Genomic DNA, 20306 nt, shown 5'->3' on the forward strand with positions numbered 1-20306 from the left:
ATTCAACATTTCTGAATGTTCAGGAGATAGATACTATGAAGTCACAAATAAAGTTGATAATCTTGCTGCTTTCTTTGATTGTTTGTGGGTTCCTTTTTTCTTCAGCGAAAGAAAATCCTAAACGATCAACAGATCTTTCAAAAACCAATATTGGAGTCCAGAAATACGCACTCATGAATGCAAATAATATTACTTCATTTGTGCGAGGAGATGGATTCTTCAACTTTCTGATTGCTGCCTCATGGAACGGAGAATTTCCGCGGGGATCAGGCGTTGGCTCGATTTATGCTGAAGGCATTGTTTTCGGTGGATTCTGTAATGATGGTCTTTTCTCTCAATCGCTCCGTATTACCGGTAATACATACTTTAACGGTATGCGTGCAGGATCGATCACCACAGATGCAGCTGGGAATAGCACAGGCGTGGATCCTCTTACAGCCCCGACCTCGGTAGTCTTTGCAGTGAGGCCTGATATGCCGCCGACAGTGGAAAGCTTTCCTTCACTATGGCCGGATCTTACAACTGATGCAGCAACTTTTAATATAGTTGCAACTCCGTCTGCTTCGCAAATCCAAGCTGTCGCTGCGAGCTATTTTGCAGATTGGAAAAATTGGCCGGCATCAAAAGGAGCACCGTGGTATATCGATACGGTAGGTGTTGTGCGAAACGACGGTGGTTTCTCACCTACAAATCCTCACCATATTCCCGGGATACCTGGTGCAACAAAAACTATCTGGAATGTTTGCAACGATCTTGATAATAATGTTACGCTGGTATTTGCTGGTTCACCCCCCCAGGGTATTGAGCAGCAGATGACTATGTGGGCATATGCATCATCGACACCGCTCAATAATATTATCTTTAAGCAGGTCAAGCTGATCTATAAAGGAAATATTGGCGCTCCGGCGAATTCACAAATCGATAGTATGTATATCGTTCAATGGTCAGATCCGGATAATGGAGATGCAGGTGATGATTATGCCGGAAGTGATTCTACGCTGAACTTGGGATATGTCTATAATTCGACTACCAAGGATGCAAAATACGCAGCAAAAGGATTGCCTGCCCCGGCAGCGGGATATGCATTTCTCCAAGGTGCTGCAAAATTCACCGGCAATGCATCAGATAGCGCTGTCGTGAACTTTAGATGGAGACATGGATATAAGTATTATCTCACTACTCCACTTTCGGCGTTTGACTATTTCGCCGCTAATTCACCAATCAGCGATCCGGATGATGCCACGTATGATGGCACAAAGCAATGGTATAATTTGATGCGCGGTAGTATTCCACGTCCGGAATATCCAGCTGATGAGAAGTTTTATACCACATCCGGTTATGCGTCCGCTCATAATATCGTCACGAATTATTGTATGAGTGGCGATCCAACAACCCGACAGGGCTGGATTGATGGAATTGATATACAAGCAGGTGACCGCAGGATGGTGAGCGTCCATGGACCGTTTACACTCACTCTCCACGACACAGCTGAGGTTGTCATAGCACTCGTGGGTGGTGTTGGTGCAGATAATCTTACCAGCGTTAAAGTTTTGAAATACAATACTACATTTGCTCAATTTGCATTCAACAACCTCTTCGTGTTGCCCTCACCACCGCCTAATCCAACGGCTGAAGTCTCAAGTCTGGATAAGGAAATAATATTAAATTGGGCAAATGCCGGTGCAAAGGTCATTGAAGCAAGCAACAATAGTAATTTCAAATTCCAGGGATACAATGTCTATCAACTTCCTTCTCCATCCGCGGATAAGAGCTTGTGGGTGCGCTTAGCAACCTACGATGTTCCAGGTGATAACGTTACAGTTATTATAGCACCGGTGTTGGATATTAATTCTGGTGTTATCGTCACTGCACCTGTCCAGTATGGAAGTGAGAGTGGAATCAGTAGAACATACACGGTCGATAGAGATAATATTCTTCAACGACCTCTTGTGAATGGACAAGAGTACTATTTTGCTGTCTCAGCGTACTCATATAATAATAAGTGGAATGACCCGACTTCAGTTTTTTCGGCTCCATTCCCCTCATTAGAGAGCCAGCCCATTGTCATCACAGTGGTTCCAAAATCAAATGACCCAGGAGTGTCATTATCAACATCGAGCGGTGATACTCTTGCTGTAACTCATACAAGCACAGGCGTATTGAGTGAAGGGGCAGTATACCCGATCGTCGTTGCTCCGGATAAATTAAATGGTCATACATACAAGGTAACATTCCAAACGGTTGGTTCAGCAACGCATTGGAGTGTAATCGATTCCACTGATAATAATCGAGTTGCATTAGCTGACCAGTCCAATTCATCTGGTGATGCAAATTATCTGATAGTCGACGGAGTTCAGGTAAAAGTATTCTCTCCAGCAGGATTTAAAGATTTTATTGAGACTGCGAATGGAAGCGGAACACTTGCTTCACCTGTCTATGCAGCTTATGCATTTAACAGCAGCGGTTTCCCAAATACAGGAAATTATCCCGCAGGAGATCGTCCTCCAGCAACTGAACAAGTGAGCGGAGCGTATTGGGGTATTCATACAGGGGTTACCGGTGCAGCAGATAACGCTAAATTTAGTTATTTCGTATCACGAGTTTTAAGAAGTGGCGCGAACAGCCCACGTTTCTCGGGTCGTGATTTTGAAATACGCTTTACAGCCGCAGGCAGCTATGCGTATGATGCTTTCGGAAACGATGTGATCTTGCATGTTCCGTTTGAATTATGGGACTGCGGAACGAGTCCTAGTGCATCCGATGATATCAAGCTCATTCCCCTTGTCTATGATGTCAATGGAGATGGTGTATGGGGTCTCGATGGTACAACCCATCCAATTTCGGGTGGCAATAATGATCCTGAGACAGATTGGATTTATTGGTATCGTAATTCAACCATGACTCCGGGCACCGGCGAATATGATTCTTTCGCTGCAGCCGTTGTAGCTGGAGATACTGTAGGTGCAAAAAATATTGCGGGCGGCGGACCGGAAATATTTGCCCGTATGGTGCTTGTTGGATGGAATCTCGGACTCGTAACCGATCCAACGTTCCCGTTAAATATACCAGCGGCAAAGAGATTGCCGGAGACAGGAACAGTCTTCAGAATCGTGAGCATGAAACCGAGTGCTCCAGGCGATGTCTTCATTTACACAGCAACAGCACCGACGTATAGTGCAGACAATGCAAAAGCAGATGTTGAAAAAATCAATGTCTTCCCGAATCCATACTATGGCATGAATTCGAGAGAATGGAATCGGTTGAATAAATTTGTAAAGTTCAACCATTTACCGGGAAATGCAACAATTCGAATCTTCAATCTCGCCGGTGTATTGGTAAGGACTATTCAAAAGACTCCTGACATGGGACAATTCGCAACCTGGAATCTCCGAAATGAAAGAGCTATTCCAGTTGCAAGCGGCATATACATAGTCCATGTTGATATGCCGGACATCGGAAAAGTAAAAATCTTAAAACTTGCACTTGTTCAAGAAGAACAAGTTTTACCAACATACTAACATATGTATATGACTGTGAATTGTCTCCACACATATTATAAGGAGCGAATTATGAAAATGAGATTTTTTCTAATATTCATGTTATTTGTACTTGTGCTTGTAGCACCTCTTGCTACAGTAGCTCAAGATAAGGCAGGAACTTCAGGAGCTCCTGAACTGCTTATTAACCTTGGCGCAAAAGAGGTAGCAATGTCAGGAGCGCCTATTTCCTCCGTGATGGGAGTAGATGCCATCTATTGGAATCCTGCTGGTCTTGATTACAATTCCACAGGTGCAAGTGTGCTATTTTCCCACCGGTCGTATATTGCAGATATCGGTATCAATTACCTCGCCTTAGGTTCAAAACTCGGAAGCTTTGGGTCTGTAGGTTTAACCCTGCGTACCTTTGGGATCGGTGACATCAATGTGACGACAGAGGACCAGACGGATGGGACAGGTGAAATTATCTCACCGACGTTCTTCGTACTGGGAGCTACCTATTCAAAGCAACTGACTGACAATGTCAGCGTTGGCGCGAATTTTAATATCGTCAATGAAAGCTTTGGCAGGGTAAGCGCATCCGGCATTGCAATTGATGCTGGTGTACAATACCGAAATCTCGGTGGAGTAAAGGGCCTTGGTGTTGGTGTTTGTGTAAAAAACATCGGGACTTCTATGCAGTACGGCGGTTCTGGGTTATGGGTCGCTGCAGATGTTCCTACTTCACAGCGCGGTTTAACGCCTTATAAAGTTGAAGCAGCAAGTTATCAGATGCCCTCTATCATCGAAATTGGGCTGGGATATCATATGGACCTTGGCCCGAGCAGCGGTTTATTGCTCAGCGGGGCATTTACGAATGATAACTATGGAATTGACCAATACAAAGTAGGCGCCCAACTTGGTTTTGTCAATTCGCTGTATTTACGTGCCGGGTATGTATATAGCACAAGCCCCAATGGATTAAAATCTATTTTCCAAAATTTCACAATGGGATTTGGAGTTGATCTAAAGGAATACTTGGGTGTTCCGCTCAGTGTTGATTATGCATACGTACCTGTTCAATACTTCGATGCAAACCAAATTTTTGATATTCATTTAGACTTCTAACATCAAGAACTGATAATTGCATTCGAGAGCCGTCAATGACTGATCATTGACGGCTTTTTTTTGTTTGCTATTGGAAAAAGCAGTAATTTATATAAGTTTGATACAGAAATTGAACACTCTATTCACGGTGAAAGGTCAAATGAAGAACATCATAGTATCACTCTCCTGTGTATTCCTTTTTTCTCTTTTATCTGCAGAAGTATATACTCAGAACACACATCCGGACAAATTTACTTTCAATGTTGTCTGTAATCGATTTTGGCAAAGTGATTCGACAGCCTTTCTTGAAATTGGAACAGTATTCTATACTAAACAAATCGCTCTTGCTAAGGATTCGACCGGATATAGGGGAAATATTGAATTAAGAATCAAAATTAAAAATACGTTGACGGATAAATATGTTCGCGCAGAGAGGTTCCACTTGCCTTTTGTTCTCCAAGATACTCTCTCGGCACAAATCGATAAATCGATTGTAAATAAATTCACCTATGTCCTGGAATGTGGATCATACCTGTTGGAGCTTGGAGGGTTCGATCAGTCCAGCCCGTCTCGCAACGATAGTGTGAAAATACCAGTGACGATTTTTCCCCGGCCGCAGATGGTTGCGCTCAGCGATCTCGATCTTTCATCGAATATTTCAGAATCAGCCGACAAGACCAATCCATTTTATAAAAACTCATTCCTCGTTGTTCCCAATCCAACGTTGGTTTTTGGAAGAATAAATTATCCCGTTGTATTCCACTATGCGGAAGTGTATAATCTCCATAAGGATTCCCTGTATACGATCGACATAGCAGTGAAGGATCAGGATGGCAAAATCCAAAAAAGCACAAACAGACAAAAACGCTATGGAGTGGAAAATGCAGTCGAAGTCGGTACGACTGCTATCATGAATCTGCCGTCCGGCAAATACCTGTATCAAGTTCGTATTCTTGATGGTTGTCTGAAAGAGGTCGCAAGTGCCAAAAGGCAATTCTTTATTAATAACCCCCACGTAAAACAAGCGACGTCACGAATCTCAGTAAAGGCAGCTGAATTTATTGGAGCAACCGCTGATGAGTTGGCAAAAGAATTCCGAACGGCGAAGTACTTGGCAACGGATCAAGAAATTAAAATGTTTTCGAACATTTCTTCTGTGGAAGGGCAGCGTGAATTTCTTGCGAAATTTTGGTCTGACATCGAGAGTGGGCAACATGGGCAGACAGATTTTACCCGTGCAATTTATTTAGACCGTGTCCACACTGCAAATCAACGATATCGTGCATTTGGAAAAGAAGGCTGGCAGACAGATCGCGGACGAGTGTATCTTTTGTATGCTGAACCAGACGAAATTCAGAGGTTCCCCAGTTCTGAAAATGGCAAACCGTACGAGATATGGAATTACAATCAAATTGAGAGCGGCGTTATTTTCGTGTTTATCGATCGAAACGGCTTCGGAGATTATACGCTTTTCCATTCGACAAAGCGCGGTGAAATTCAGGATGATTCATGGCAGAATTATTTGCAGTAGCGGTTTGTCTGCTTACCTGGTTGTCGCCTGCATCTGCACAGCCGGCTGATTCTGTTCTAGTGGAAGATTATGCTGTCGGTTCATTCCAGCGGGCAACGCGCATTGAACTGGGAACGCAAGGATCAATATTTGTTCTTGACGCGGACGAGAACAAACTTTCGCTTTTTTCTAACCTTCAGGATGCTCCAAAAACACTTGGAGGGTTTGGCTGGTCATCGTCTTCGTTCGATACACCCACAGGTGTTGCAACGGACGGAGTAAATGTTTACGTCTCCGATTTTGGCAATCATCGAATTCAACGCTTCGACCGGGATTTCAATTATATATCATCACTGTCTACAAGAGATACTTCCGATGTTGTCTCTCGATTTGGTTATCCTCTTGATATTGCATTATCCGAGCTTGGAGATTTGTTCATCCTTGACGGCGAGAATATCCGCGTGATGAAGTTCAATGCTCAAAACTCCTTCGAGCGTGCAATCGGTGATATGAATGCTGGAAAGGGCAAGCTTCAAAATCCTCTGAGGCTCGTTGCAACAAATTCCCGAATTTTTGTCGGTGAAAAAAACAAAGTACTTGTGTATGACTATTTTGGCAACTATCTCGGAAGCGTTGGCGAAGGTATAATACACAGCCTCAGCGGGTTCACGATGCTGACGAACGGAATTCTTGCTGCTTCAAATGATACGATCTGGTGGTTTACGCGCGAGGGCGCTTTGCAAAATATTTCATCACTCGATAATATTATTTCTGGAGAACGAATAGATCAAATCCAAGATATCGCGAGTAATGGAAAACAATTATTTATCCTATCGCTCCATAGGATTCACGTGTTCAGAATGAGTTATTGATTTCCGGATCTCAAATCTTGACATTCGTTTTTAATTACACTAATTTTGAACTGTATTCTTGATAAACCCACTACCTACTTTAAGGAGGAAACACTATGGCATCTAAAAGCGTTAATAAAATCATTCTTATAGGAAACCTTGGACAGGATCCCGAACTGCGTTACACGAGCAGCGGGGTTGCCGTCGCGTCCTTTTCGATGGCAACGAGTGAATCATGGAAAGATCAAGATGGAAATGTTCAGGAAAAAACTCAATGGCATAAACTTGTTGCGTGGAGGAAACTTGCTGAAATTGTGGGCGAGTATTTGAAAAAAGGCAGCAAAGTCTATGTCGAAGGGCGCATTCAATATAGGAGTTATGACGATAAGAATGGCGTTAAGCGGGATGTCACAGAGATCGTTGTAGATCAGATGCTTATGCTGGATTCTAAAGGTGCGAGTCATACAAGTGGAGCATCTGCTTCTGCTCCATCGCAGCCTCAAACCGAAGACGCTGGTCCCGATAAAGTGGATGATTTACCGTTCTAAGGTGTACCTGAGTTACTATAGAGAGTGAATCGATAGTGTTGCTTTTTCTTTTCAAGTTTGCTAAGTTAACGTCAATGTAATTTGTTCATTTTCATAATCAGTTCTGGTGTCCCGATGCACAGCGTGCATCGGGATGAAAAGGGAATTCTGTACATCCCGGTACATAGAGTTCATCGAGATAAAGCAGAAGCTGCCCCGCAACTGTAATTCTGATCCTGCGTGTCGCAGGATTCTATCTTCAACATAAAAGTCACTTTGGTGCCTCAGGTGCCATGGGAAGGCGAGTTGAAGATCGGAAGAGCCAGGAGACCTGCCAGAGCATTGTGCCTCAGTATCCTTCGAGGGAAGGTGATTCATGCATGTCTTTTTTGATGAGTGTGAAGCCCCAATCTTTAATGAAGGTTGGGGCTTTTTTCATTCACATCATTATTCAAAGGAGACATGTTCTATGCGATACAAATGCAACACAACTGTTTTCTCAATCCTCTTTTTTTCCGTTTCGGTCATTGCAGCCGAAAATGACACGACAAAGATCTACAAAGCTGATGAAATCGTCATCACTGCAACACGAGTAAACAGACCGATGTTTGATATCGGTCGTAATGTAAGCGTTATTACTTCAAAGGAATTCCGGGTTTCGCCATTGAATGATATTGGCGATGTATTGAGTAAGGAAGGAGTGGGTTTTATTACTGGTGCCACTTTGAATCCGGGAATGCAACAAAGTCTTTTCCTCCGCGGGGCAAATAGTAATCAGACCTCTGTTTTTTTCGATGATATTCGGCTGACTGATCCCTCGAGCACGAACAATGCACCGAATCTTATTGAATTATCACTGGCAAATGCAGAGCAAATCGAAATTGTTCGCGGCGCGCATAGCACTTTATATGGTTCATCTGCAATTGGCGGAGTCGTGAATATTATTAGTCGTTCAAACCAATTACCTGGTTTCCATATCGAAGCAGACATGACGGCGGGTACTTTTGGATCTCAAACATCTGCTCTGACAGAAAATATTTTCCTTAATTATTCGCTGCCTGCTGGAATGTATGTGAATGCGGCTTTAGTCAATTCTGGAGTCAAAGGATTGGATGCGACTATAGATACGGTTACTCGTTCTTCGGTTTATAAGAACCGTGATCGTGATGGTTTTCATAAACTCAATGTTATCGGCAAAATTGGCTTTAGAAATGAAGACTGGGACTTGCACCTGTCTTTTCTCCAGGTTCAGGAGAAAGCAGATATCGACAAAGGAGCGTTCAGAGACGACAACAATGCCCGTCTTGATTTTGAACGTCAGCTATGGACTATCGGGACATCGTATACTATAAACGATGGAATGAAATTAAAGTACATCGGCGGATATTCTCCGATACAGCGACATACCATAGATGATTCGTCAGTTGTTGATCTGCTGGGGACTACCGACCATAGCTTTTCTGAAGATACCTTCAAAGGAACTACCTCGAGCCATGAAATCCTTTTTGAGGCCGGTATGTCTGCCGTGCGTACGGTCATAGGGTTGGGAACTCAACGAGAAACGATGACGCAGCAATCATATCTCTATCAAGGGAGTGTATTTGGAGCCTATGAATCGAGAACAAATTTAGACACACTTCATTTGAGTTCAACACTCAATCATATTCTCTTTCATACAGAGATTGACGGAACAATTCTGGCTGAGGAATTGAAGAACCTCACTATTGTTCTTGGACTCCGTATGAATCATCATAGCTCCTATGGAGATAATTTGACCTATGAGGTAAATCCTTCATATAGAGTTTCTAAGAATTCCTTGCTTTTCATATCCTTTTCAACTGGATTTAATGCGCCGTCACTCTATCAACTATTTTGCCCAACAACCTACTACACTTCGGACATTACACGAGGAAATGTTTTGCTTCATCCTGAGACCTCTTCATCTGTTGAGCTTGGGTGGAAGTACCGGTTGAGTGATCGGGCGTATCTTATGATTTCATATTTCCACACACTAGTAGAAAATAGTATTGAATATGTATATCTCTGGGACAAAAATATTGGTCTTGATACACTAGGAAACAACTGGATGAGAGATGATTATCGCGGTGATACGTATCTCAATCTTGGAAAACAGACAACAAGTGGATTGGATTTGATATTTGATGTCCATCTCACTGACTTTCTGACAATTGCCGGTTCAGCTTCTCTCATAACAGGTAAACTAGCCTATTACCCTGAAGATATTCAAAATCAACATATTGAAGGGAATCATGTCCAGCTTTATAGTAACGGTGCCTTCGTTACTCGGGAGATCGAAACAATGAACTTGGTACGTCGCCCGAGTTCTTGTAACGTAAATATTCAGTATAAACCGATGACAGCTTTACTTACGCAAATTGATATCAGATATGTTGGTTCTAAATATGATGCATATTATAATAATGCAATTGGTCCTTATGGAGCGCTTGATGTACTCAAGCTCAACGATTATACACTTATTGATTGTGCAGTCCGTTATGAGATTCATACATATCTTTCGCTGAATGTACGTGTTGAGAATATTCTGGACACTCGATATTCTGAGGTACTCGGCTATACAACAAAAGGCAGGGCATTGTATGTGGGCACGCAGTTGTCATTTTAAAAGCAGTCATTTGATTCAAAAAGGAAAATGCAGTATAATAAACCTATTCATTTTGATGGAGGATGTATGCGTAATATTCTATTTGGTTCTGCTTTGATTCTTGCCGCCGCGCTATCCCGTCTTCTTCCGCATCCGGCTAACTTTACTCCGATTGCGGCGATGGCATTAGCCGGAGGTGTCTATTTTAACAAACGAGTCGCTCTTGTTATTCCGCTTGCTGCGCTTGTTATAAGCGATATAGTTATTGGATTTCACAATACCATTTTCTTTGTCTATGGAAGTTTTGTACTCATCGGAGTCATAGGTTTATGGTTGAAATCGTACAAGAAACTTTTACCTATCCTAGGAGCTACGCTTCTAAGCTCAAGCCTCTTTTTTGTTATTACAAACTTTGGTGTGTGGCTTACCGGCGGCGGTTGGTTCTATCCGAAAACCTGGCAAGGATTGATCGAATGTTATACACTTGCTATTCCATTCTTCCGAAATACGATTGCTGGAGATTTAGTGTATACGGGTGCCTTGTTTGGTCTGTTTGAATTCTCTCAATATGCTGTACGGCTGTTCGAGAATACAACTGTCAAAATATAGCAAGATAATTAGTCGTCAAGAAATATGAACGTCAGGTTAGCTCTCTACGATGCTGATCTGGCGTTCTTGTTTATAGATTAGTTCATGCTCGTCATTGTTATGTTTCCATTGCGTTTTCTCGCATTTATCGGGCTTCTTTTGCCTTTTTCTTCTATAATTTTTATAGAAAAAGGTTTATATTGAACACCACAAAACTATAACGCAATCACGTTTCCGAAAAATAGAATTTGTGTCGCGATTCTCCATCCATAGCTTCCCGCAAATCACTTCCGCAGAAGACTATCCCTTCGCACACATCTTTTTGGAGACTCATCACCTCAAGGATTGAGGGAGAGAGGACGTCATGTCTGATTATATCAACAAGGTAATTGCCAATGTGAAGGCGAAAAACTCCAACGAACCGGAGTTCCATCAAGCAGTAGAAGAAGTATGTGAATCTTTGGAGCCGGTCTTCGCACGTCATCCGGAGTATCAAGCGGCGCGGATTCTTGAGCGTATGACTGAACCCGAACGCACCATCATCTTTCGTGTTCCCTGGATGGATGATCAAGGAGATATTCACATCAATCGTGGATTTCGCGTGCAGATGAACAGCGCAATCGGTCCGTATAAAGGCGGACTTCGTTTCCACCCATCTGTCACACTGAGCATCCTCAAGTTTCTTGCATTCGAGCAAGTATTCAAGAACAGTCTCACAACGCTGCCTATGGGCGGCGGCAAAGGAGGTTCGGATTTTAATCCCAAAGGAAAAACCGATAATGAAGTGATGCGCTTTTGTCAGAGTTTTATGACGGAACTGTACCGTCATATCGGTGCAGATATAGATGTGCCTGCTGGCGATATCGGGGTGGGCGGCAGGGAAATCGGATTTTTGTTTGGGCAATTCAAACGGCTTACAAAAGAATTTAACGGCGTGTTGACGGGCAAAGGATTGAACTGGGGCGGCTCGCTTATCCGGCCCGAAGCAACGGGATTTGGCGTCGTTTATTTTACGGAAGAAATGTTAAAGACGAAAGGTATGAGCATTGCCGGAAAAACCGTAGCGGTTTCCGGCTTTGGCAATGTTGCATGGGGTGCAGTCACAAAAGCGAACCAATTGGGCGGCAAAGTGGTAACGCTTTCCGGTCCGGATGGATTTGTCTATGATCCGGATGGCATCAAAGGCGAAAAGATAGATTATATGCTTGAATTGCGATCGAGTGCAAAGGATGAAGTAAAATCTTATGCTGATAAGTTCAAAGTACAATTCTTTGCAGGCAAGCGTCCATGGAATTTGAAAGTTGATGTTGCAATCCCATGCGCGACGCAGAATGAATTGGATGAGAATGACGCAAAAGAACTGGTGAAGAATGGCTGCGTCTGTGTGTGCGAAGGAGCAAACATGCCGACGACCATGCAGGGCTTCAAAGTGTTCCATTCTGCTGGAATATTGTTCTCTCCCGGTAAAGCATCCAATGCCGGCGGTGTTGCGACATCAGGATTAGAAATGAGCCAGAACAGCATGCGCTTGCCATGGCCGAAAGAAGAGGTTGACACTCGGCTGCATCAAATCATGAAAAGCATACACGCCACGTGTGTACAGACAGCAGAACGTTTTGGTGAACCGGGGAACTATGTCATGGGCGCAAATATCGCCGGCTTTTTAAAGGTCGCCAACGCGATGCTTGAACAAGGCTTGGTATAACAGAGGGATACTCGAAATTTTTGACATTACGATAGATGGCGCACGTATCTTTGGTTGCATGAACAACAGCGCAGGGATAGCGGCGCCATTTTCATATTTATGAAATCTTGAGTTTATACATTATGAATCCTATTGAACAATTATCAATAGAAGATATTTACGGGGGCCGCATCAAGTCGTTTCAAAAGTTGATGCGCTTTAAAGTACGGGATATTCTGCTTGTTGCAAGTCTGTATGACCAATATCTTTTTGAAGAAGACGGCAGATTATACGAATTGATTCGGCAGGAATTTCAGGTTCTTAATCTCAGCCATCCGCCGGAGATCACGCATGTGACGAGCGGTGAAGAAGCGATTGAACTTCTCACTTCCGGCGAGAATTTTGATCTCGTTATTACCACATTGCACATTGAAGATATGCCGGTCATCCGGTTTGCACAAAAAGTGAGGCAAACGGGCATCGATATTCCGATGATCCTGCTGGCGTATGACAATCGCGAAAAAAAAGAAATAGTGACTAATTATGACACGTCTGTGTTCGATCGCATCTTCATCTGGCATGGGGATTACCGCCTGCTTGTTGCGATGATTAAATATGTTGAAGACAAACTCAACGTCCAAAGTGATACCGCGATGGTTGGAGTGCAGGTTATTATTCTTGTGGAGGACGATATTAGTTTTTATTCTTCCTATTTGCCGCTTCTTTACACGCAGATTCTGAACCAATCGCAGCGGCTTATTTCAGAAGGCGTCAATCTGACACATAAATTTCTCAGAATGCGCGCGCGGCCGAAGATATTGCTTTGTTCGACCTATGAAGAAGCATGGTCATGCTTTGAAAAGTATGAAGAGTACGTGCTCGGCGTTATTTCGGATATTGATTTTCTACATGATGGCGAAAAAGATCCGAACGCTGGATTTACATTTGCTGCATCAGTGAAGGAGAGAAAGGAAGACATTCCCATCCTTCTGCAATCGGGTGACACGCAAGCAGCAGCGAAAGCGTCTGAACTTGGCGCGGGGTTTTTGCAAAAAGGTTCACCGACATTGTTACGCGATCTCACAGATTTTGTCATGAACCATTTTGGGTTTGGAGATTTTATTTTTCGCACGCCGGATGGAGTGGAAGTTGGAAGAGCCGCAAATTTGAAGCAGCTCGAAGAACAACTTCAACTCGTTCCCGATGAGTGTATTCAATTCCATGCGAGGCGGAATCATTTTTCGAATTGGCTCAAGGCGAGGACTGAATTTTGGCTGGCGCATAAACTTCGTCCGCAAAAAGTGGAAGACTTTGCGACGATTAAGGAATTACGGAATGATTTAATCGGTGCTCTGCGGTTATATCAGGAGACACGCCAACGCGGCACCATCACAGAGTTTTCTAAGGAATCATTCGACCTCAGGAACAGTTTTGCGCGCATCGGTACCGGCTCTGTCGGCGGTAAAGCACGCGGATTAGGATTTGTTAATACTCTTATCAATAATTATAATCTTCGCGATAGATTTGAAGGCGTGGAAATATCTGTTCCATCGGCGGTCGTCGTTGCCACAGATGTCTTTGATAAATTCATTCGAGAGAATCAGCTGGATAAAATTATTCTTGAAGCAAAGGACGATGAGGAACTTCTTCAGCGGTTTGTCGACGCGCCGTACTTCCCGCCTGATGTGATTTTCAAGCTGATAGATTTTCTTGCTATGTCACACGAGCCGCTCGCTGTGCGATCATCGAGCTTGTTGGAAGATTCGCAATACCAGCCGTTTGCAGGTGTGTACCAGACGTACATGATTCCAAATAATAATTCTGATCCGACAATCCGGCTGAAAGAATTATTAGAAAGTATCAAACTTGTCTATGCGTCAACTTTTTCTCAAAAAGCCAAAGATTATATGAAGGCAACGCCGTACCGGTTAGAAGAGGAAAAAATGGCGGTTATTGTTCAGCGAATGGTTGGAACGTCGCATCACAACCGATTTTATCCGGAGTTTGCCGGTGTTGCAAAGTCGTACAATTTCTATCCCGTGCCTCCTCAGAAATCTGAAGATGGAATTGTGCAGGTGGCGTTAGGGTTGGGATTCACTGTCGTGGAGGGGCGCAACTCCGTGCGTTTTTGTCCCAAATTCCCGCGCCATCTCTTGCAATTTTTCTCAACGAAAGAAACTGTACGCAATGCCCAGCAGGAATATCTTGCGCTTGATCTCACGTCCACATTCAGTCACGAAAACCATGAAACACCGGATGTGATGATTAAGCATTATGATCTGAGCACGGCGGAAGAAGATAATACACTCTACTATGTCGGTTCCACGTACTCACCGGAGGATGATTCGGTGTACGATGGTGTATCACGTGCAGGGAAGCGTGTCGTGACGTTTGCTCCGGTGCTGAAGCATAAGATATTCCCCTTACCTGAAATATTAGATTTGATTCTCGATATGGGGACGTGGGGGATGGGCACGCATGTCGAGATAGAGTTTGCCGTCAATATGAATACACAGCCCGGCACGCCGAAAGAATTCGCAATGCTGCAGATTCGTCCATTAGTGATGAGCCTTGAATTCGAAGAACTCGATGTCGATCAATTCAATCGTGAAAATCTCATTTGTCAAAGCGAGCAGGTGCTTGGCAATGGCGCCATCCAGGATATTTATGATGTAGTGATTGTGGATGCAGAACGGTTTGAGCGATCGAAAAGCAAAGAGACTGCTCGAGAAGTGAGCGAAATTAATACTCGGCTGCTTGCAGAGAATAGGCCGTATGTGTTGATCGGCGTGGGAAGATGGGGAAGTATGGATCCATGGCTTGGCATTCCGGTGACATGGGATCAAATTTCCGGCGCGGCGGTCATTGTTGAATCGGGTTTCAAAGACATCGATGTCACGCCATCGCAAGGATCACATTTCTTTCAAAACATTACTTCATTTCGTATCGGGTACTTCACGGTCGATACCTTGCATCATCTCGGCTTTATTGATTGGGAATGGCTGAAATCGCAACCCGCATTGCAAGAGTTGAAACATGTCCGTCATCTTCGATTTGAAAGATCCATCATTGCAAAAATTAATGGGCGAAAGAACAAAGGCGTGATAGTAAAACCAGGAAAACAGGACTCGTAAATAATAAAGAAGATCTGAAAAGTATGAAATAAATTCGTTTCTCAACGAGAACCAAATTATCGATCGCTTCTCCTCGTTGTGGGTTTCGAGTTTTTCATCTACATTCATGCCAATAAATATTCTCAGTAATCTTCCGAAAATATTATCACTCGATCACACGTAACTTTCGGAAGTATTAACACTTTATGGAGTCTGTATGAGAACCTCTTTGATATTCTTTATTGCTTTGCTTTTCGCAAGTATGACCTATGCCCAGCCTAGGCATGCCATCACATTTGATGATCTCATCAGTTTCGGGCGAGTTTCCGATCCTCAAATATCTCCGGATGGAAAAAATGTTGCATTTGTTGTCACTTGGCAACTGAAAGAGGAAAACAAGTCTACCAGCAGCATCTATGTAGTGAATGTCACTGGCGGCGATGTCCGTCAACTGACGAATGCCAAAGGCGGAAACAATTCTCCGCGTTGGATGCCGGATGGAAAAACTATTGCCTTTATTTCCACGCGGGATGGTGAATCGCAGATTTGGACGATTTCTATCAACGGCGGAGAAGCAAAAAAAGTATCACATATCGCAACTGAAGCGTCCGGGCTTATTGTATCTCCTGATGGAAAATGGTTTGCGTTTTCTTCAGATGTTTATCCTGATTGTTTGACTGAAGACTGCAATGCAAAGCGTCTTGAAGCTGTTGAGAAGAGCAAGGTAAAAGCAAAAATATTCACGACATTACCATATCGAGTCTGGAATGCATGGAAAGACGGCAAACGCAGCCACTTATTTATTATGCCATCTAGTGGTGGAAAGGCGATTGATGTGACCCCAGGTGAGTATGATACACCACCCATCGATCTCGGCGGTAACTGGGATTATGCTTTCTCACCGGTTAGCAAAGAAATCGCATTCACAAGGAATCCAGACACGCTTGTCGCAATAAGTACAAACAACGAAATTTATATAGTTCCGTTAACCGGGGGAACGCCAAAGAACATTTCCAACAATCCTGCAAACGACAGTCAGCCATTGTATTCGCCCGATGGTAAATATATTGCATATAGAATGATGAGGCGGGCTGGGTTTGAAGCAGATCGACGCGAACTTGTTCTTTATGAACGTGCATCAGGAAAGCTTGTCAACCTTACAGAAATGTTAGATTACAGCATCAACGATGTCGTCTGGTCGCCGGATTCGAAATCGCTATTCTTCAACGCTGACGACAAAGGCAATGTTTCGATTTTTAAAGTGACAGTGAATGGTAATAATGTAACAACAATTCTCGATAAAGGTTTTAATACTTCACTGCGATTAACGCCCGATGGTAAGACAATGATTATCACAGAAGAAACAACCAAGTTACCAACAGAGCTTTTTAGAATGGATATTGATGGTAAGAACTTGAAGCAGATCACTTTTATCAACACAGAAAAGATTTCTCAATTAGAGATGAATTCATTGGATAACTTCTGGTTTGATGGAGCCGAAGGAACACGTGTACAGGGCTTTTTATTGAAGCCGCCATTCTTTTCCGCTGGAAATAAATATCCGCTGATATTTCTCGTCCACGGCGGGCCGCAAGGGCAATGGGGCGATGATTTTCACTACCGGTGGAATGCACAGATGTTTGCATCGCGCGGGTATGTTGTGGTTATGATCAATCCGCGGGGCAGTACCGGCTACGGGCAGAAATTCACAGATGAGATTAGTAAAGACTGGGGCGGCAAAGTGTATGAAGATTTGATGAGTGGATTGGATTACGCACTGAAAACGTATGCGTTCATAGATAGCACTCGAATGGCTGCAGCCGGCGCTTCGTACGGCGGTTATATGATGAATTGGATTCTTGGACATACGGATCGCTTTAAGTGTATTGTTTCGCACGATGGTGTTTTCAATCCGGCGAGCGCGTATGGATCGACGGAAGAGCTTTGGTTCAACGAGTGGGAATTTGGTGGAACGCCGTACAAAAATCCGGAGTTGTATAAGAAGTGGTCACCACTGGAATTTGCACGGAATTTTAAAACCCCGACACTTGTCGTTCATGGCCAGCAGGATTTTCGATTAGACGTGAGTGAAGGATTCCAGTTGTTCACAGCACTCCAGCGGCAAGGAGTGAAATCAAAAATGCTGTATTTTCCAGATGAATTTCACTTTGTGGCAAAACCACAAAATTCCGAGTTGTGGTATAAAACGGTTTTGGATTGGATAGATGAGAATACAAAGTGAGAAAAAAGAGGTAAATAGAAGAAGATAGGTGGAAGAAGATAGCGGGTAGATGGTTTAAACGACTGGTTACTGAAAACTGACGACTGCTAACTGATTTGACGACAACGATGGAGGAATTTGCAATGAAGAAAATTAAAGTTTCAAAGAAAGCTGGAAAGAAAATCATCTCAAAGCGCAAACCCATCCTCAAAGTGAAACGGACGGTTCAGAAAAAAACTTCGTCTCCAATGTCTCAATTCAAAGAAAGTATGCTGACTCTCATCAGTGAGACTTCGACAAATTTACCTCCAGACATTAGGCGGGCATTAAAATGGGCAATTGAGCGCGAGACTCCAGGAAGCCAGGCAATGCTGGCATTGCAGGCGATGGCTATTAATACGGATATGGCATGCGATAACGAAGCGCCGATTTGCCAGGATACGGGAATGCCAACCTTCGAAATAAAAACACCGGCTGGCACCAACCAGCTATTCATGCAGAAGGAAATAAAGGAAGCGATCGTTGAGGCGACGAAGATTGGGAAACTTCGACCGAATGCAGTTGATTCTCTTACTGGCAAGAACAGCGGGAATAATCTTGGAGATGGCTGTCCGGTAATGCACTTTGAGCAGTGGGAGGAAAAAGAAATTGAAGTGCGATTGATTCTGAAGGGCGGCGGATGCGAAAATAAAAACATTCAATACGCTGTGCCATGCGAACTGCCAAACCTCGGCAGAGCAGATCGCTCTTTAGATGGTGTCCGCAAGTGTTTGCTTCATGCTGTCTGGCAGGCGCAGGGACAGGGATGCAGCGTCGGTGCAATCGGTGTTGCGATTGGCGGAGATCGCGCTTCCGGGTATCATTACGCGAAGCATCAGCTGTTCCGTTTGCTTGACGACATCAATCCGAATCCAGAACTTGCAAAACTTGAAGACTACGTTTTACAAAACGCCAACAAACTTGGCATCGGTACTATGGGATTTGGAGGATTATCAACTCTCATCGGTTGCAAGATAGGATCTTATCATCGCCTGCCTGCATGTTTCTTTGTGACGGTGGCGTACAATTGCTGGGCTTATCGCCGGCTCGGTATGATTTTGGATGCAAAGACCGGAGCAATTAAGAGATGGCTTTACAAGGAAGATACGCCAGTGATGCGCATGGCAAAAGAAGAAAGCCTGCCGCTCACCGGGCGTGAGATTCCACTTACGATGCCGTTGTCCGAAGACCAAGTGCGTGCACTAAAAGTCGGCGACGTTCTCCTCTTGAGTGGAGTGATGCACATGGGACGCGATGTCCTTCATCATCATTTAATGACGCACGACTCACCGGTGAATCTTGATGGAGGCGTGATTTATCATTGCGGTCCGGTTGCGCTCAAAAAAGGCGACAAATGGTCAATGAATGCGGCCGGTCCGACAACAAGCATTCGTGAAGAACCATATCAAGGTGAAATCATTCGCAAATTTAAAGTTCGTGCAGTGATCGGCAAAGGCGGGATGGGAGCAAAAACACTTGCTGCGTTAAAGGAAGCCGGTGCAGTATATCTCAGCGCGATTGGCGGTGCAGCGCAATATTATGCTCAATGCATCGAAGAAGTAGAAGGTGTCGACTTGCTGGAATTTGGCGTTCCGGAAGCGATGTGGCACGTACGCGTTAAAGATTTTCCCGTGATTGTCACGATGGATGCGCACGGCAACAGTCTCCATGCAGATGTGGAGAAAGCTTCTGCAGCTGAGCTTGCGAAATTTGCAGAACCGGTGATTGTATAATAGATAATAAAAAGAAATGCACGAATGGAGTATTCCAGATGACGGAAGAAGAGTACCGCGGTAAATGGAAAGATGCCGGGCCCATTGAAATTAAAATGATTGAGAAGCATGGGAAATGTAAGCATCAATTAGGTGACACGTTCCAATACCAAACTCCGTATCAAAGACCAAATGAAGTATGCTTTGCATTGCTTCATATTCTTGATCTGTATACCTGGCGGGTGGCACAAGGCTTCCCTTCATGGGAAAAAGATGACGGAGGCGTGTACCGAATTCATTGTCCTTCAAAGCTCGGAACTGTGTGGGAAATGAAGAAGGTGAAATAAATAAGTTCAATGCTGAAAGAAGATTATCCAATTACTCCTGCAGTTCGATTTCTTCGTGAGAAAAAGATTGCATTTATTCCGTTTCTCTATCGCTACGAAGAACACGGAGGCACGCATCAGTTTGCAGCGGAGTTTCATGTGCCCGATCATCAAGTTATCAAGACATTAGTTTTTGAGACAGATCAGAAGAAACCGATGCTCGTGCTGATGCATGGCGACAAAGAAGTCTCCACGAAACAGATGGCGCGCATCATCGGAGTAAAACAAGTGACACCGTGCGATGCCAACACAGCGCAGCGTCACACCGGCTACCAGTTCGGCGGAACAAGTCCGTTCGGAACGCGCCATCAATTGCCTGTCTATGTGGAAAAGACTATATTAAACCTACAAAAAATCTATATCAATGGAGGAAAACGCGGTTTCATTATCGAGATCACACCGCTCAGTCTTTGCGCGGCTTTAGAGATCACTGAAGTTGAAGCGGCAATTCTTCACAACTCATAAGCAG

The 20306-nt window shown here is 43.9% G+C and carries 13 protein-coding genes and 1 riboswitch; all 13 genes read left to right on the forward strand.

Annotation, left to right across the window (positions count from 1 at the left end; all coding sequences use genetic code 11):
• Nucleotides 1-35 precede the first annotated feature (35 nt).
• The 13 genes from NTX44_01490 to ybaK all read left to right on the forward strand — a co-directional run bounded on the left by NTX44_01490 (nucleotide 36) and on the right by ybaK (nucleotide 20302).
• The gene (locus NTX44_01490; protein MCX6120274.1) at nucleotides 36-3518 is read left to right on the forward strand and encodes a T9SS type A sorting domain-containing protein; all 3483 of its coding nucleotides are present in this window, start codon (nucleotides 36-38) and stop codon (nucleotides 3516-3518) included.
• Between the two features lie 51 nt (nucleotides 3519-3569).
• Nucleotides 3570-4604 carry a PorV/PorQ family protein gene (locus tag NTX44_01495; protein ID MCX6120275.1) on the forward strand — a complete coding sequence of 345 codons (1035 nt, stop codon included), beginning with the start codon at nucleotides 3570-3572 and terminating at the stop codon, nucleotides 4602-4604.
• Between the two features lie 139 nt (nucleotides 4605-4743).
• On the forward strand, nucleotides 4744-6114 hold the full coding sequence (locus tag NTX44_01500; protein ID MCX6120276.1) for a GWxTD domain-containing protein: 1371 nt from the start codon (nucleotides 4744-4746) through the stop codon (nucleotides 6112-6114).
• Nucleotides 6093-6965, forward strand: coding sequence for an NHL repeat-containing protein (locus tag NTX44_01505; protein MCX6120277.1), 873 nt, complete (start codon nucleotides 6093-6095; stop codon nucleotides 6963-6965). Before NTX44_01500 ends, NTX44_01505 begins: the two co-directional genes overlap by 22 nt.
• 95 nt (nucleotides 6966-7060) lie before the next feature.
• Nucleotides 7061-7492: a single-stranded DNA-binding protein gene (locus NTX44_01510; GenBank protein ID MCX6120278.1), complete on the forward strand. Its 432-nt coding sequence runs from the start codon at nucleotides 7061-7063 to the stop codon at nucleotides 7490-7492.
• Nucleotides 7493-7579: 87 nt separating this feature from the next.
• Nucleotides 7580-7825: riboswitch (cobalamin riboswitch) on the forward strand.
• A gap of 115 nt (nucleotides 7826-7940) precedes the next feature.
• Complete coding sequence (locus tag NTX44_01515) at nucleotides 7941-10115, forward strand: TonB-dependent receptor (GenBank protein MCX6120279.1); 2175 nt, start codon at nucleotides 7941-7943, stop codon at nucleotides 10113-10115.
• Nucleotides 10116-10181: 66 nt separating this feature from the next.
• Complete coding sequence (locus NTX44_01520; protein MCX6120280.1) at nucleotides 10182-10703, forward strand: hypothetical protein; 522 nt, start codon at nucleotides 10182-10184, stop codon at nucleotides 10701-10703.
• A gap of 355 nt (nucleotides 10704-11058) precedes the next feature.
• The gene (gdhA, locus tag NTX44_01525) at nucleotides 11059-12387 is read left to right on the forward strand and encodes an NADP-specific glutamate dehydrogenase (protein ID MCX6120281.1); all 1329 of its coding nucleotides are present in this window, start codon (nucleotides 11059-11061) and stop codon (nucleotides 12385-12387) included.
• 122 nt (nucleotides 12388-12509) lie between these two features.
• Nucleotides 12510-15500, forward strand: coding sequence for a histidine kinase (locus tag NTX44_01530; protein MCX6120282.1), 2991 nt, complete (start codon nucleotides 12510-12512; stop codon nucleotides 15498-15500).
• Between the two features lie 196 nt (nucleotides 15501-15696).
• Complete coding sequence (locus NTX44_01535; GenBank protein MCX6120283.1) at nucleotides 15697-17721, forward strand: S9 family peptidase; 2025 nt, start codon at nucleotides 15697-15699, stop codon at nucleotides 17719-17721.
• A gap of 227 nt (nucleotides 17722-17948) precedes the next feature.
• A complete protein-coding gene (locus NTX44_01540; GenBank protein MCX6120284.1) occupies nucleotides 17949-19472 on the forward strand; it encodes a FumA C-terminus/TtdB family hydratase beta subunit in 1524 nt (507 codons plus the stop codon).
• Nucleotides 19473-19510: 38 nt separating this feature from the next.
• Nucleotides 19511-19798, forward strand: coding sequence for a hypothetical protein (locus tag NTX44_01545; protein ID MCX6120285.1), 288 nt, complete (start codon nucleotides 19511-19513; stop codon nucleotides 19796-19798).
• A 9-nt stretch (nucleotides 19799-19807) separates the two neighbouring features.
• Nucleotides 19808-20302, forward strand: a complete 495-nt coding sequence (gene ybaK, locus NTX44_01550; GenBank protein MCX6120286.1) for a Cys-tRNA(Pro) deacylase — start codon at nucleotides 19808-19810, stop codon at nucleotides 20300-20302.
• Nucleotides 20303-20306: the final 4 nt, after the last annotated feature.

This window comes from Ignavibacteriales bacterium (assembly GCA_026390575.1).
Lineage (GTDB): Bacteria > Bacteroidota > Ignavibacteria > UBA10030 > UBA10030 > Fen-1298.